We start from the raw sequence: 14,780 nt of genomic DNA on the forward strand, positions 1-14,780 counted from the left end.
GCGAGGCGTTAGGGACACCGCGTGACCGACGCAGACAATCCCCTCGCCGCCCCGTCCGGCCCACGCAGCGAAAACGCCGCCGCGCCGCTGCTCGCCGAACGCCTTGCCCGCGCGATCACGCTCGCCGGGCCGATCCCGCTGTCGCAGTTCATGGGCGCCGCCAACGCGCATTATTACGGCACGCGCGATCCGCTGGGCGCGCGCGGCGACTTCACCACCGCGCCCGAGATCAGCCAGATGTTCGGCGAGCTGATCGGGCTGTGGCTCGCCGATATGTGGGACCGCGCCGGCCGTCCGCCCGCGCGCTATGTCGAGTTCGGGCCGGGCCGCGGCACGCTCGCCGAGGACGCGCTGCGTGCTATGGCCAAGGCCGGGCTCGCGCCACCCGTCGATCTCGTCGAGACCAGTCCGACGCTACGCGCCATGCAGGCCGAGCGCGTGCCCCACGCCGAATGGCATCTCGACTTGGTCGGCCTGCCCGAGGACGCGCCGCTGCTGATCGTCGCCAACGAATTCTTCGACGCGCTGCCGATCCGCCAGTTGGTCGCGACAGGCGAAGGCTGGCGCGAGCGGCTAGTCGCCTGCCAGGATACCCTGTTCCTGCCGATCGCCGGCGACCGCAGCTTCGACATGATCATTCCCCGGCACCTGCTCCAGGCAGCGCCCGGATCGATCCTGGAAACCTCGCCTGCCAGCGTCGCCATCCTTCGCAACCTCGCCGCGCGGCTGCTCGCACAGGGCGGGGCGGCGCTGATCATCGACTATGGCTATGAGGGCCCGGCGATCGGCGACACGCTCCAGGCAGTGCGCGGGCACCAATATGCCAATCCTTTCGACAAGCCAGGCGAGGCCGATCTCACTGCGCATGTCGATTTCGCGACGCTCAGGGAAGCGGCGGAGGCCGAGGATCTGGTCGTCCACGGCCCGATCACGCAGGGCGCGTTCCTCAAGGCGCTCGGCATCGACGCACGCACCGAAGCGCTCGCCAAGGCCTCGCCCGACCGCGCCGAGAGCTTGGCCATCGATCGCGACCGGCTGACCGCCGACGACGCGATGGGCGAGTTGTTCAAGGTCATCGCGCTCACCGCACCGGGCTGGCCGACGCCCGCGGGGTTCGAATGATCCACTATCGCGACGCCACCGCCACCGATCTTCCGGCAATCGACGCGCTGTACCGCGAGAGCTTCGTCGGCACCTTCGGCCATCTCTACAAACCCGCCGATCTCGCAGCCTTTCTCGGCAAGTTCACTCCCGAGGCCTGGGGGCACGAATATGCGAAACCGGGCAATGTCTTTCGTGTCGCGGAAGACGCTGACGGATTGGTCGGCTATTGTACGGTCGGCCCCGTTACGCTGCCGATCGAGCCGGGTCCGCCTGCGACGGAACTGCACCAGCTCTATCTGGCCGAACGCGGCAAGGGCAGCGGCGCGGCGCAGGCGCTGATCGATTGGGCGATCCACGTCGCGCGGGCCGGCGGCGTCAGCCGCGTGGTACTCAGCGTCTATATCGACAATCATCGCGCCCAGCGCTTCTATGCACGCCAGGGTTTCCGCGAGATCGGCAAATATGAATTCCGCGTCGGCGACCATATCGACGACGACCGCATCTGGAGCCTCGACCTGTGAACGAAGTCGAAGTCATCCGTGCCCGCGCCCTGGACGGCGTCGCCCACGGCTTTCTCGGCCGCCGCGGCGGCGTATCGACCGGTATCGTCGCGGGGCTCAATGTCGGCACCGGCTCGGCCGACGGACCCGAGTTGATTGCCGAGAACCGCCGTCGCGCTGCCGAAGCGGTGCTGCCCGGCGCCCGGCTGGTCACGCTCTACCAGGTCCATTCGGCCGATGCCGTCGCGGTGATCGAGCCGTTCGAGGATCGCCTTCGCCCCCGCGCCGACGCGCTCGTCACCGATCGGCCAGGGCTCGCGATCGGCATCCTCACTGCCGATTGCGCGCCGGTGCTGCTCGCCGACCGCGAAGCCGGCGTCGTCGGCGCCGCGCATGCCGGATGGAAAGGCGCGATCGGCGGCGTCACCGACTCGACGATTGCGCTGATGGAAACCCTGGGCGCCAAACGCGAGCGCATCGCTGCCGCAGTTGGGCCCTGCATCGCGCGCGCCAGCTACGAAGTCGATGACGACTTCTTCCGCCGCTTCGCCCAAGCCGACCCCGCCAATGAGCGCTTCTTCGCCGACGGCAAGCCCGGGCACCACCAGTTCGATCTCGAAGCCTATGTCGCGCATCGTCTTGCCGCCGCGGGCGTCCGCACGATCGAAACGCTCGGGCTCGACACTTATTCGGACGACAGCCGTTTCTACAGCTTCCGCCGCGCGACGCATCGCGGCGAACCCGATTACGGCCGCCAGATCGCGATAATTGGTATCAATTGAAACGGTTCTTCGGCTAGGGAACGATCAAACGATACCGAACCGGAGAGCCCAGATGACCGACGAAACCGAAGCCGATCTGACCGGTGCGACTCCGCGGCGCCGCCCCAAGGCCAGCATCGACAAGGTCGGCGGACGCAAGCTACGGCCATCGACGATGATGATGGGCCATGGCTATGATCCGGTGCTGTCGGAAGGCTCGCTCAAGCCGCCGATCTTTATGACCTCGACCTTCGTCTTTCCCAATGCCGCCGCGGGCAAGCGCCATTTCGAAGGCGTCACCGGCAAGCGCCCCGGCGGTGCCGAGGGCCTGGTCTATTCGCGCTTCAACGGCCCCAACCAGGAAATTCTCGAGGATCGCCTCGCCGTGTGGGAAGAGGCCGAGGACGCACTCGCCTTCTCCAGCGGCATGTCGGCGATCGCCACCTTGTTCCTGTCGATGGTCAAGCCCGGCGACACGATCGTCCATTCCGGCCCGCTCTATGCCGCCACCGAGACGCTGATCGCCCGCATCCTCGGCCGCTTCGGCGTCCACTGGCTCGATTTCCCCGCCGGGGCGACCCGCGCGGAGATCGACGCGGTGCTGAGCAAGGCCGCGACCGGCAATGTCGCGCTGATCTATCTCGAAAGCCCCGCCAACCCGACCAACGCGCTAGTCGATGTCGAAGCGGTTACGGCCAGCCGCGACGCAATCTTCAAGGGCGCCAAGCCGCCGATTGCGATCGACAACACCTTCCTCGGCCCGCTTTGGGCGCAGCCGCTCAAGCAGGGCGCCGACATCGTCGTCTATTCGCTGACCAAATATGCCGGCGGCCATTCCGATCTCGTCGCGGGCGGCGTGCTTGGATCGAAGGAGCACATCAACACGATCCGGCTGATGCGCAACACGATCGGCACGATCTGCGATCCCAACACCGCGTGGATGCTGCTGCGTTCGCTCGAGACGCTCGAACTGCGTATGTCGCGCGCCGGCGAAAACGCCGTGAAGGTCTGCGAGTTCCTGCGCACCCACCCCAAGGTCGAGCATGTCGGCTATCTCGGCTTCCTCGAAGAGGGCAGCCGCCAAGCCGATATCTACAACCGCCACTGCACCGGCGCAGGATCGACCTTCTCGCTCTATCTCAAGGGTGGCGAGAAGGAAGCGTTCGCCTTTCTCGACGCGCTGCGCATCGCCAAGCTCGCAGTGAGCCTCGGCGGCACCGAGACGCTCGCCAGCCACCCCGCCGGTATGACGCACCTGTCGGTTCCGGAGGCACGCAAGCAGGCGCTGGGGATCACCGACAATCTCGTCCGCATCTCGATCGGCGTCGAGGATGCCGATGACCTGATCGCCGATTTCGAGGAAGCTTTGAAGACGGTTTGACTTCTTGGGCTCCTGCAAAGCAGGAGCCTAGGATCCGAGCCATATCCTTCGTAACACTGGGCTCCGGCTTCCACAGGAGCACGCAAGCCTAATTACGCAATGTCAGATCGCGGGTCCGGTCGATGGCCGGGGGCGTCACCGGCCCGCGCGCGAAATACGCCTCGATCGCATCGAGATCGCCGATGCCGGTCAGCAGCTCGGTGCCCGCGGTCAGCGTAGTGAATCCGTCGCCGCCATTGGCAAGGAAATTGCTGACCACCACGCGATAGGTCCGGTCCGCCACCATCGGCGCGCCGTTCAGCTTCGGGTCGATCACCCTCTGCCCCACCGGCCGCCCCAGATCATAGCCGAAGCCGAAACCGCGCGAGACCAGCAGCAAATTGCGCCCCCCCGCCTTGTTTTCATCGAACTGCTGTTCGAGCACCGCGAGCACCTGCTTGCCGGTCAGGCTCTTGACCACCAGCGTGTTGGAATAGGGCTGCGCGGCATAGATGTCGCCAAAGGTGATCGCACCGTCCGCGCGTGGGACCAGCGATGCGCGGGCGCTGCCGGCGTTCATGAAGGCGATCTCGGCGCCGCCCTTCTCCGGCGCAGCCGTCGCCGCGAGTTGGACGTCGGCGAGCAGGTTGCCGAGCACTTGCTCGCGCATCTGTTCGTCGGTGCGCGGCGCGGGCGCAGTCAGCCGCCCGATCGGCCGGTCGGCATAGGTCTTCACGGCCGCCGCATAGCGCGCGACCAGCGCCGTCAGCCGCGGATCGGGGGCGATACGCGCATAACGGTCGCTGGTGCCGACCAGCCCCTTGGCGCTGGTGAACGCCTCCCCCTGGACCAGAACGTTGTTCGCCCGCTTCGCGACGACCCGGCCCTCGACGGGATCAATGTCCAGAGAGATGTCGGTCAGCAGCGTGCCGCCATAGCCCGCGCTGGTCAGCAGCAGCGGCCGGCTCGCATCGATGCTGCCATAGTCGCAGACATAGGCATTGTGCGTGTGGCCCGAGACGACAAGGTCAACACGCGGATCGAGCCGCGTGAGGATCGGAAGGATGTCGCCGGTCATCCCCGCGCAGCTGTTCGCGTCGAAGGCGAGTTTGGAATAGCCGCCCTGGTGGATCAGCACGATGATCGCGTCGGCGCCCTGCGCCTTGAGCCTGGGCACCAGCGCATTGACCGTATCCGCCTCGTCCTCGAAGCGCAGCCCTTCGACGCCGCTCGGCATCACCAGCGTCCCCGTTCCCTTCAGCGTCATGCCGATAAAGCCGATGCGGACCTGCCGCTTGCCGGCGCCGAAGCTGCGGATGCCGGTGCTCGGGAACAGCGTGCCGCCTCCGTCCGTGGCGACGTTGGCGGCGAGATATCGGAACGACGCGCCCGGGAACGGCTCGATCGCGCAGGGCTGGCGCGCGGTATTCTTCTCGCACCCGCCGGTCTGGAGCCGCCGCAATTCCTTCTGCCCGCGGTCGAACTCGTGATTGCCGACCGCGTTGAAATCGACTCCGATCAGGTTCATCGCGTGGATCGTCGGCTCGTCGAGGAACATCGACGAGATCAGGGGGCTCGCGCTGATCATGTCCCCTGCGGAAACGGTCAGGCTGTTCGGATGGCCCTCCCGAAGCTTCGCCACCGCCGCGGCGATATAGGCGACGCCGCCGGCAGCAATCCGTTGGCTCGTTTCGCCTTCGCCGGGAATGTCCACTGCGAGCTTGCCGGCTTCGAGATTGCCGTGGAAATCGTTGAACGCAATGATCTGGACCGACACCGGCTTTGCCGCCGGCGCGGCGCCGGACTCGGCGACATGCCCTGCGCATCCCGCGAGCATCGCCGCCGCCAGCATTCCGACCACTACCCGCATTGCCACCTCCGCATGCCACGCCCGTGGCGCGGAGATGTTACCGCGGGATGTCGGCGCGCGTCAGCCCCAAAGCCGCGCGCGATAGGCCTCGAAACAGCGCGCGCCGCATTTCAGCCGGATCAGCGCGCCTTGGGCCATCGCCGTCGCACGGCGCGGATCTTCCTCGACTGCGGGCCGGATCGCTTCGCGGTTCCAGTCGATGCTGTGCTTGATGTCGAGCACGGCGTGGACCGAGAAGTAGCGGCGCTCCTTGCCCGAAAAGCCGAGCCGCTTGAGCCCGTCGGCAGTCGCCTGCGAGCGCCCCGGCGCCGTCAGCTCGATCGCGCCGAGTGCCCCCACCGAATGCCAGGCATAACGGCGATTGGTCGCCATCGCCGTCATCGCATTGGCCAGTGCCAGACTTTCCCACACGGTGTTCTCGATAACCGGGTTCACCTGGAGCGTTTCGACCAGCGCATCGAGCATCGGGCCGTGCATGCCCTTGGACGTGCCATGCCCCATCTCGTCCCAGTAATTCCGCGCCAGCTCGAGCTTGGGGCGTACCGGCAGCTTGACCTGCGTCATGGCGACGAGATCATCGAACCCTGCCTCACCCGCAGCTTCCTGCTCGAAGAACCAGCGGAACTCGTCGATGGTCGCCTGCTCGGCGAGCCAGGGGAACAGCGGATCGCCTTGTCCCGGCGCTGAGTTCTTGAGTTCCTCGAACCATTCGATGAAACCCTCAACATCGGTCGGCGCCGCCGCGGCCTCGTCGATCACCTCGGCGCGCAGCTCCTCTAGGAAGCCGCCTTCGAGGCGCTGCATCTTGACGTCGCGCTCCATGACGCGCTGCCAGTCGTCGCTCGGGAATCCCGGCTCCAGCCGCTCCCGGTTCCAGTGCGCAAGCCCGCGCTGGAAGCTGTCCTTGAGAAATTGCGATCCTGCATCATTTGCAAAACCGCGTGCACGCGTAGCCATGTTGATTGCTCTCCTGCCGCGGCCTCAACCGGCAAAAGGGTGAGAGGGTTCCGCGGTTTGATGCGGCACGCGGGCTAACTGATTTCGATCAATACGATTTTTCGAAACTTCCTGGCGGGGCTTCCCGTGGCCCGACTGCTCGTGTTAGCGCTAACTTCAATAAACTCTGGGAAAACCGGGCAACGGAGGAGAGCGATATGACGAGCAAGATCGGGCGCAGGCTGGCATGTGCATGTCTTCTGGTGAGCGCGGCGATGCTGGCGCCCCCGGCTGCGGCGCAGGCCGATATGCGGCTGAACGACGCCGGCTATTTCGAAGCGCGCGGCGTCAACGTCCTCGTCTTTTCCAATTGGTATGATGGCCTGTTTGCCGATTCCAAGATCAGCGGCGTCGAGATCGTCCAGCAGGGCGAGCGCACCGCCACCAACGGCGATGTCCGCCTGTCGCCCACCCCCGGCCAATGGGATCCGATCGGCCGGATGGTGAAGCGCGACGCCGATCCGAAGACCGGCTCGATCGAGGCATTGCTCGAATATCCCGAATACAAGTTCCAGTACCGCATCCGCGCCGAGCGCCGGGCCGACGGCGTCCATATCGCGGTGATCCTCGATACTCCGCTTCCCGCCGCGCTCGCCGGCAAGGCCGGATTCAACCTCGAATTCCTGCCCTCGGCCTATTTCCACAAGAGCTTCCTCGCCGACGGCAAGCCCGGCGCCTTCCCGCTCTACCCCGCCGGCGACATGATCGCAGGCGGCGAACGCAATGCCGCTAGCGGGCGCGACGTCGGCCCGGGGGCCGAGCCGCTGGCGATGGCTTCGGGCAAGACCCTGGTCTTCGCCCCCGAAGACCCGGCCCGCCGCGTTACTGTCCGCGCCGACACCGGCAGCCTCGAACTGTTCGACGGCCGCAACCAGGCGCAGAATGGCTGGTTCGTGCTGCGCAGCCTGTTGCCGGCGGGCAAGACCGGCCGCGTCGTCGAATGGACACTCAGTCCCAACAGCGTTCCCGGCTGGCTGCGCGATCCGGTGATCGGCCATTCGCAGCTCGGCTACACTCCCGCACAGGCTAAGACCGCGGTGATCGAGCTCGACGCCAACGCCAAACCCGCCGGCCCGGCGAAGCTGCTCCGCCTCGACGAAACCGGAAAGGCCGCGGTCGCGCTGTCCGCCACGCCGAAGCCATGGGGCAAATACCTCCGCTACAATTATCTCAGCTTCGACTTCAGCAGCGTCCGCCAGCCGGGCCTCTACCAGCTCGAATATGGCGGCAGGCGCACCCACAGCTTCCGCATCGCGCCGGACATCTATGCCGATGCGTGGCACCCCAGCCTCGATATCTACATGCCCGTCCAGATGGATCACATGCTGGTCAACGAGGCGTATCGCGTCTGGCACGGCGACAGCCACCGCGACGATGCGCGGCAGGCGCCGGTCAACCACGAGCATGTCGATCTCTACCGCCAGGGCCCGACCACCGACACGAAGTTCAAGCCGGGCGAGCATATCCCCGGCCTCAATGTCGGCGGCTGGCTCGACGCCGGCGATTTCGACATTCGCACCCAGACTCAATATGCCGTGATCCGCACGCTCGTCGGCATCTGGGAGGACCACAAGCCGGCGCGTGATCAGACGCTGGTCGACCAGTTCCTCCGCCGCGTCGAGATGCACGTCCCCGATGGCAGGCCCGACTTGCTCCAGCAGATCGAGCATGGCGTGCTCTATCTCGCTTCGATGTACGATGCAGTCGGCTTCGCAGTGCACGGCGTGGTCGAGCCCGACGTCGCGCAATATACTCATCTCGGCGACGCCGCATCGAAGACCGACGGGTTGATCTACGATCCCGACCTCAAGTTCGGCGAGCGCAAGGGCAATCGCAGCGGCACGCCGGACGATCGCTGGGTGTTCACCAGCAAGTCTAGCGCGCTCAACTATGGTTCGGCGGCGGCGCTGGCGGCGTCGAGCCGGGCACTGCGCGGCTATGACAACGCGCTGGCCGACAAGGCGCTCAGGATCGCCCGTCAGGTCTGGGCGGAGGAGCACAGCCACGCCCCCGACACCTTCAGCCACGGCAACACCACCGGCGGCTGGCTGCCGGGCGAGGAGTTCACTGCCGCCGTCGAGCTGCTGACGACGACGAAGGACGCGCACTATGCTGCGCGGATCGAGGCGCTATGGCCCGAGATCGCGCCGCGCTTCGGCCAATATGCGCAGACCATCCTGCAGGCGCTGCCGCTGATGGGCCCAGCCTATCGCGCCAATGTCGAAGCCGAAGCGCGCAAGCTCAAGGCGAGCGCCGCGCCCGCCACCGGCGCCAACCCCTATGGCGTGCCGATCACCACCGGCGGCTGGGCGGGCAACGGCGCCGTGATCCAGTCGGGTCTCACCGATTACGCGATCCACAAGGCGTTTCCGGCGCTGAGCGACGGCGCGCAGGTGTTCCGCGCGCTCGATTACCTCCACGGCACGCATCCGGGATCGGATATCTCGTTCGTGTCGGGCGTCGGCACGCGGTCGAAGGAAGTCGCCTATGGCAGCAACCGCGCCGACTTCTCGTTCATCGCCGGCGGCGTCGTACCGGGCGCGCTGATCCTCAAGCCCGATTTCCCGGAGAACAGCGAGAACTGGCCGTTCTTCTGGGGCGAGAACGAATATGTCGTGAACATGAGCCCGAGCTATATCGAGCTCGTCCAGGCCGCGATCGATCTGGGCAAGCGCCAGCCCTGAGTTGAGGACACCTATTCCCTCCTTGTCACCCGGGGCCGTGAGCGGGGGGCCCGCTACCTTCCGGCGACCGGCCAGAAGAAGCGGGATTCCAACTCAAGGCCGGGATGAATGTATCGATGAGGGGATTGGGCCGGATTGGCGTTGGCCGGCTCCAGCCCTCGCGGCGCTCAGCCGTCGCCGACGCGCTCGATATCGGCGCCGACACCCTGGAGCTTCTCCTCGAGCCGCTCGTAACCGCGGTCGAGATGATAGACGCGTTGGACCTGTGTTTCGCCCTCGGCGACCAGCCCGGCGAGGATCAGGCTCATCGATGCGCGCAGATCGGTCGCCATCACCGGCGCGCCGACCAGCCGATCGACGCCGTGCACCACGGCGGTCCGCCCGCGCACGTCGATGTTCGCGCCCATCCGCGCCAGCTCGGGGACGTGCATGTAGCGGTTCTCGAAGATCGTCTCGGTGAGCACGCTGGCGCCGTCGGCCTTGCACAGCATCGCCATGAACTGCGCCTGCATGTCGGTGGCGAAGCCCGGGAACGGCGCCGTCGAAAGCGTCAGCGGCTTGATCCCGTTGGGCGCAGCGACGCGGATCGAATCGCGCTTCTCCTCGATGGTAACGCCCGCATCGATCAGTGCATCCAGCGTCGCGCGCATATCGCCCGCATCGGCACCGACCAGCTCGACATCGCCGCCGGTGATCGCCGCGGCGCAGGCATAGCTGCCCGCCTCGATCCGATCGGGCATCACCGCATAGGTCGCGCCGTGAAGGCGATCCTTGCCTTCGATCGTCAGCGTCTCGCTGCCGATCCCGTCGATCGCAGCACCCATCGCCACCAGCAGGTTGCACAGATCGACGATCTCGGGCTCGCGTGCGGCGTTTTCGAGCACTGTGGTGCCCTTGGCCGTCACTGCCGCCATCAGCGCATTCTCGGTTGCACCCACCGACACCACCGGAAAGCGGAAGCGCCCGCCCGAAATCCGCCCGCCCGGCGCCGACGCCTTCACATAGCCTGCGGCGACTTCGATCTCGGCGCCCATCGCCTGCAATGCCTTGAGGTGCAGGTCGATCGGCCGGTTGCCGATCGCGCAGCCGCCGGGCAGCGACACCGTCGCCTCGCCGGCGCGGCCGAGCAACGGCCCGAGCACCAGGATCGACGCACGCATCTTGCGTACGATATCGTACGGAGCGACCGTCGACGTCAGCTTGCCGGCGCGCGTGGTCAGCACCCGGCCGAAATCATTGGGCCGCGTCCCCTCGATCGCAGTCGACGCGCCGAGCTCGTTGAGCAGATGCCCGAAGCTGTCGACATCGGCGAGTCGCGGCAGGTTTCGCAGCGTCAGCGGCTCGTCAGTCAGCAGCGCGCACGGCATCAGCGTCAGCGCCGCGTTCTTGGCGCCCGAGATGGCGATTTTACCGGAGAGGCGGTTCCCGCCACGGATGAGGATACGGTCCATGTCCGAGCTTCTAGCTCCTCGCTGCCCGCACGCAAGCGCGACAGTCCGTGAAACGGATTGATCGACTTTAATGCATTGATTCCGCGGCACTGCTTTGCACGGAGCGTGGGGGGAATATCAACGCGTGTCGGGTAGTTGTTTCGCGGACATATTGAGCGGACTCGTCGATCTTACCGGGGGTGAGAGCGCAGCGCTCGAAAAGCTGGAGGAGCGTCAGCGGCATGTACGCCGCGGGGCGGTGCTGCTGCGCGAGAACGAGGCGTGCACCGAGCTGTTCATCCTCCGCAAGGGACTGATGATGAGCTATGTGCTGCTCGACGACGGCAGCCGGCAGATCCTGCGCTTCCTGTTCCCCGGCGACATGCTCGGCATATCGAGCGCGATCTACAAGGAAGCGCCCGAGACGCTTGCAGCCTTGTCCGACTGCGTAGTCTCGCCGTTCGACCGTACTGCGCTGTCCGAAATCATGAGCCAACATCCCCGGCTCTCTGCGCTGATCCTAGTCTATTGCCAGATCGAGCGCGTCGCGCTGACCGATCGGCTCGCTGCGCTGGGCCGTACCAGCGCCAAGGCGCGCGTCGCTGCCTTGCTGCTCGAACTGCGCAACCGCCTGCGCGCGACCGACAAGACCATCGCCAATGTCTTCGCGCTGGGTCTGACCCAGGAGGAAGTCGGCGACGCCACCGGCCTCACCGCCGTGCACGTCAACCGGATGCTACGCCAACTCGAGGAAGACGGGTTGATCGCCCGCGAAGGCGGCCGCGTCACGCTACGCGACGAGCGCGCGCTCATCGGCGCGGCGAACTTCGTCAATCGCTATGTCGGGCTGGATCTGAGCTGGCTCCCCAAGCCGCGCAGCTAGCGCGACACATCCGCCAGGCGGCAGCGCCCTACGCTTTCTCCAGCGTGCATTGCAGCGGATGCTGGTTCTGCCGGGCGAAGTCGATCACCTGGCTGACCTTGGTCTCCGCCACTTCATAGCTGAACACCCCGCACACGCCCACGCCGCGCTGGTGGACGTGGAGCATCACCCGCGTCGCCTCTTCCATGTTCATCCGGAAGAAGCGCTGCAGGCACAGCACGACGAACTCCATCGGCGTGTAATCGTCGTTGAGCATCAGCACGCGGTACGGCGTCGGCTTCTTGGTGCGCGTGCGGGTGCGCGTCGCCAGACCGACCGACGGATCGCGGGTGCCCGCATCGTCGTCGCCGTCTTCGGCCATCTGGATCTGGATTTTGCTGGGTTTGGCCATGTTACTGCTGAAAATATGGGTTCGCCGCAGGCGAGGCAAGGCCACAGCCCTGCCTTCAATCTTCAAAAAGACCACGCTTCGTCAAAAACGAAAAGGGCGGCCGCCCTTCGGCAGCCGCCCCGCTACGCGTTTACTGGAGCGCGCAAGCACTCAGGCTGCAGTCTTCACCTTCTCGGCCGCGACCGCGAAGCGGTTCGAAAGCGGCTGGGCGGCGTCGCCGGCGAGCTTGATAACGGCTTCGGTGTTCTTCGAAGCTTCGGCGACATACGCGTCGAACGCGCCGCGAACGAAGTCGCTCTGGAGCTTGAAGAAATCAGCCGGCGACTTGACGGTCGCGAAGGTCTTCATCGCGGCAGTCGCGCTCTCGAACGACTTGCGGCCATATTCGGCAGCTTCCTGGCCGAGCGTCTCGAAGCCCTTGGCAGCGATGCGGCCCGACTCGACGACGGCCTCGAGGTTGCCCTTGGCGAACTCGTTGGCGTCTTCGACCAGCTTGGTCGACTTCTCAACCGCAGCCTTGGTGCGATCGTTGAAATCGGCGAACAGAGCCTGCGCCTTGGCGGTGCCGGCAGTGGCGGTGTTTTCGAAATTGGTAGCCATGGTGGTGGTTTCCTTCACGATGGGTTCCGCGACCGTCTCGGCGACGACCTCGGCTACGTTGGTGGTTTCCGCGACGGCGGCTTGTGCCTGCTCTGCCGCGAGTTCGACGGTCTCGACTACTTCCTGCGACGCTGCTTCCACGACCGGAGCCGGTCCGGATGCATTCAACGGAGCTGCTGCTTCGATGATGGCAACCGGCGCGAGCTTCTCAGCCTTGGGTGCAACAGCTTGAGCCTTGGGCGCGGCCGGCTTCTTGGCGCGCGCCGCGGGCTGCGGAGCGGCGGGCTTTGCCGTCGACTTCGGTCCCTTGGTGGCCATGCGAATCGTCCCCTGACTATTGCTGCAATGCAGCATATAAGGAGCCGTTGCGTGCGTTGCAAGAGCATTATTGTGCACTGCACCATAATGCAGTTTACGTTACGGAATTTGGCCTTTCAGCGCGTGCGAACATAGCTCCCGGGCGCGTCTTCGATTGCTTTTAGTTTGCCCTTTCCGGGCACACGTGCGCCTTTTGCATCTACCTTTTGGCTATCCACGCTTTCGATCCATTCCACCCAATCGGGCCACCAGCTGCCCTTGGTTTCCCTGGCACTGGCCATGAACTCGGAAAGCGTCTCGACCTTCTGGTCGTTGACCCAATATTGGTACTTCCCGGCTGCAGGCGGGTTCACCACCCCGGCGATATGACCGGAGCCCGCCAGCACGAACTTGAGAGGCCCTTTGAAGTGGTGGGTGATCTTCCAGACGCTTGCTGCAGGCGCGATATGATCCTCGCGCCCCGCCTGGACATAGGTCGGCGTCGCCACCTTGCCCAGGTCGATCGGCGTGCCGTCGATCGTCAGCAGCCCCGGCACCACCAGCTTGTTGTCGCGGTACAAGTCGGTGAGATAGCTCAGATGCCAGGTCGACGGCAGGTTGGTAACGTCCGAATTCCAGTGGAGCAGGTCGAACGGCACATAGTCCTGGCCCATCAGGTAATTGTTGGTGACATAGTTCCAGATCAGGTCGCGGCCACGCAGCAGGTTGAAGGTCGCCGCCATGTAGCGCCCGTCCAGGAACCCCTCCCCGCCCAGGCTCTTGATCATCGCGAGCTGGTCGTCGGTCACGAAATGGCCGAGTTCGCCGGCGTCGGAGAAATCGACCTGTGCCGTGAAGAAGGTCGCGCTCTTCACTTTCTCCGGCTCGCCGCGTGCGGCCAGCACTGCCAGCGTGGCGGCAAGCGTCGTGCCCGCCACGCAATAGCCGATCGCATGGACGCCCTCGACGCCGAGCAGCTCGCGCACCGTGTCGATCGCGTCGATCTGGCCGCGCTCGACATAATCGTCCCAGACCACGTCCTTCATGCTCGCGTCCGCCGACTTCCACGACACGACGAACACCGTCAGCCCCTGCGCCACCGCCCAGCCGATGAAGCTCTTCTCGGGGGTGAGATCGAGGATGTAGAAGCGGTTGATCCAGGGCGGGAAGATGATCAGCGGGATTTCGTGGACCTGCTTGGTCACCGGCGAATATTGGATCAGCTCGTACAGCGGCGTGCGCCTGACCACCTTGCCCGGCGTCATCGCCAGGTTCCTGCCCAGCTCGAACGCGCCTTCCGCAGTCTGCGTCATCTGCCCCTTGGCGATGTCCGACAGCATGTTCTGCAGGCCCTTGAGCAGGCTCTCGCCCTTGGTCTCGACGATCTTCTCGAGCACCAGTGGATTGGTCGCGGGAAAATTGGTTGGGCTCACTGCGTCGATGAAGCCCCTGGTCGCAAACCGGATCTGGTCCCTCTGCCGCGGATCGACGCCTTCCAGCGCATCGACGCCCTTCAGCATGTGATCGGCGATCACGAAATAACTCTGGCGCAGGAAATCGAACACCGGCTCTTCGCGCCATTGCGGCGCCTTGAAGCGCTTGTCGCGCGCCTGTTCGGGCGTCTCCTCGAACGGCGCGGCGTTGGTGGGATCGAGGAAGCGCTGCCACAGCTGCATCGTGTCCGCCCAGAAGTTCGCACTTGCGCGCATCTGCGCAGCGGGATCGAACATCCCGCCAAACATCGGCGCAGCGGGCACTTGCTCCATCAGGTCGATGCCATGTTCGAGCATCATCTGCTGCGCCTTGCCCAGCACCCAGGTCCAGTGCTGCAGCTCTTCCAGGCTCGGCGTCGCAGTCGGGGTATCAGCCATGCATTCCTCTCCAGCGGCGCGTACGGTCGCTTT

At 65.5% G+C, this 14,780-nt stretch carries 12 protein-coding genes; 6 read left to right on the top strand and 6 right to left on the bottom strand.

Features of this window, described 5'->3' with window-relative positions:
• Positions 1-21: 21 nt before the first annotated feature.
• Genes BXU08_RS10970 through BXU08_RS10985 form a run of 4 tightly spaced genes read left to right on the top strand, consistent with a single transcriptional unit; the run spans position 22 to position 3,746 of the window.
• Positions 22-1,122 (top strand): class I SAM-dependent methyltransferase, encoded by a 1,101-nt coding sequence (locus BXU08_RS10970; RefSeq protein ID WP_376787757.1) that lies wholly within the window; start codon positions 22-24, stop codon positions 1,120-1,122.
• On the top strand, positions 1,119-1,625 hold the full coding sequence (locus BXU08_RS10975) for a GNAT family N-acetyltransferase (protein ID WP_253190344.1): 507 nt from the start codon (positions 1,119-1,121) through the stop codon (positions 1,623-1,625). The genes BXU08_RS10970 and BXU08_RS10975 overlap by 4 nt, the downstream gene beginning before the upstream one ends.
• Positions 1,622-2,386 carry a peptidoglycan editing factor PgeF gene (pgeF, locus tag BXU08_RS10980; protein ID WP_077510094.1) on the top strand — a complete coding sequence of 255 codons (765 nt, stop codon included), beginning with the start codon at positions 1,622-1,624 and terminating at the stop codon, positions 2,384-2,386. The genes BXU08_RS10975 and pgeF overlap by 4 nt, the downstream gene beginning before the upstream one ends.
• A gap of 52 nt (positions 2,387-2,438) precedes the next feature.
• Positions 2,439-3,746: a cystathionine gamma-synthase family protein gene (locus tag BXU08_RS10985; protein WP_077510095.1), complete on the top strand. Its 1,308-nt coding sequence runs from the start codon at positions 2,439-2,441 to the stop codon at positions 3,744-3,746.
• Between the two features lie 88 nt (positions 3,747-3,834).
• On the opposite strand, the gene BXU08_RS10990 is transcribed toward BXU08_RS10985, so the two are convergent.
• Together BXU08_RS10990 and BXU08_RS10995 are read right to left on the bottom strand one after the other, a co-directional pair.
• Positions 3,835-5,595: a bifunctional UDP-sugar hydrolase/5'-nucleotidase gene (locus BXU08_RS10990; RefSeq protein ID WP_077510096.1), complete on the bottom strand. Its 1,761-nt coding sequence runs from the start codon at positions 5,593-5,595 to the stop codon at positions 3,835-3,837.
• A 60-nt stretch (positions 5,596-5,655) separates the two neighbouring features.
• Positions 5,656-6,552: an iron-containing redox enzyme family protein gene (locus BXU08_RS10995; RefSeq protein ID WP_077510097.1), complete on the bottom strand. Its 897-nt coding sequence runs from the start codon at positions 6,550-6,552 to the stop codon at positions 5,656-5,658.
• Between the two features lie 197 nt (positions 6,553-6,749).
• Between BXU08_RS10995 and BXU08_RS11000 the strand changes: the two genes are divergently transcribed.
• Positions 6,750-9,275, top strand: coding sequence for a glycoside hydrolase family 9 protein (locus tag BXU08_RS11000; RefSeq protein WP_077510098.1), 2,526 nt, complete (start codon positions 6,750-6,752; stop codon positions 9,273-9,275).
• 167 nt (positions 9,276-9,442) lie between these two features.
• Here BXU08_RS11000 and murA read toward each other — a convergent pair whose 3' ends face one another.
• Entirely contained in the window at positions 9,443-10,726 is a 1,284-nt protein-coding gene (gene murA / locus BXU08_RS11005; protein WP_077510099.1) for a UDP-N-acetylglucosamine 1-carboxyvinyltransferase, read from the bottom strand.
• Positions 10,727-10,877: 151 nt separating this feature from the next.
• On the opposite strand from murA, the gene BXU08_RS11010 reads away from it, so the two are divergent.
• Positions 10,878-11,588 (top strand): Crp/Fnr family transcriptional regulator, encoded by a 711-nt coding sequence (locus BXU08_RS11010; RefSeq protein ID WP_077510100.1) that lies wholly within the window; start codon positions 10,878-10,880, stop codon positions 11,586-11,588.
• A gap of 28 nt (positions 11,589-11,616) precedes the next feature.
• Here BXU08_RS11010 and clpS read toward each other — a convergent pair whose 3' ends face one another.
• The 3 genes from clpS to BXU08_RS11025 form a co-directional block, all read right to left on the bottom strand.
• A complete protein-coding gene (gene clpS / locus BXU08_RS11015) occupies positions 11,617-11,949 on the bottom strand; it encodes an ATP-dependent Clp protease adapter ClpS (RefSeq protein ID WP_150125643.1) in 333 nt (110 codons plus the stop codon).
• 180 nt (positions 11,950-12,129) lie between these two features.
• Complete coding sequence (locus BXU08_RS11020; RefSeq protein WP_077510102.1) at positions 12,130-12,897, bottom strand: phasin family protein; 768 nt, start codon at positions 12,895-12,897, stop codon at positions 12,130-12,132.
• Between the two features lie 116 nt (positions 12,898-13,013).
• Positions 13,014-14,747: an alpha/beta hydrolase gene (locus tag BXU08_RS11025; RefSeq protein ID WP_077510103.1), complete on the bottom strand. Its 1,734-nt coding sequence runs from the start codon at positions 14,745-14,747 to the stop codon at positions 13,014-13,016.
• Positions 14,748-14,780 lie beyond the last annotated feature (33 nt).

Source organism: Sphingomonas sp. LM7, assembly GCF_002002925.1.
Lineage (GTDB): Bacteria > Pseudomonadota > Alphaproteobacteria > Sphingomonadales > Sphingomonadaceae > Sphingomonas.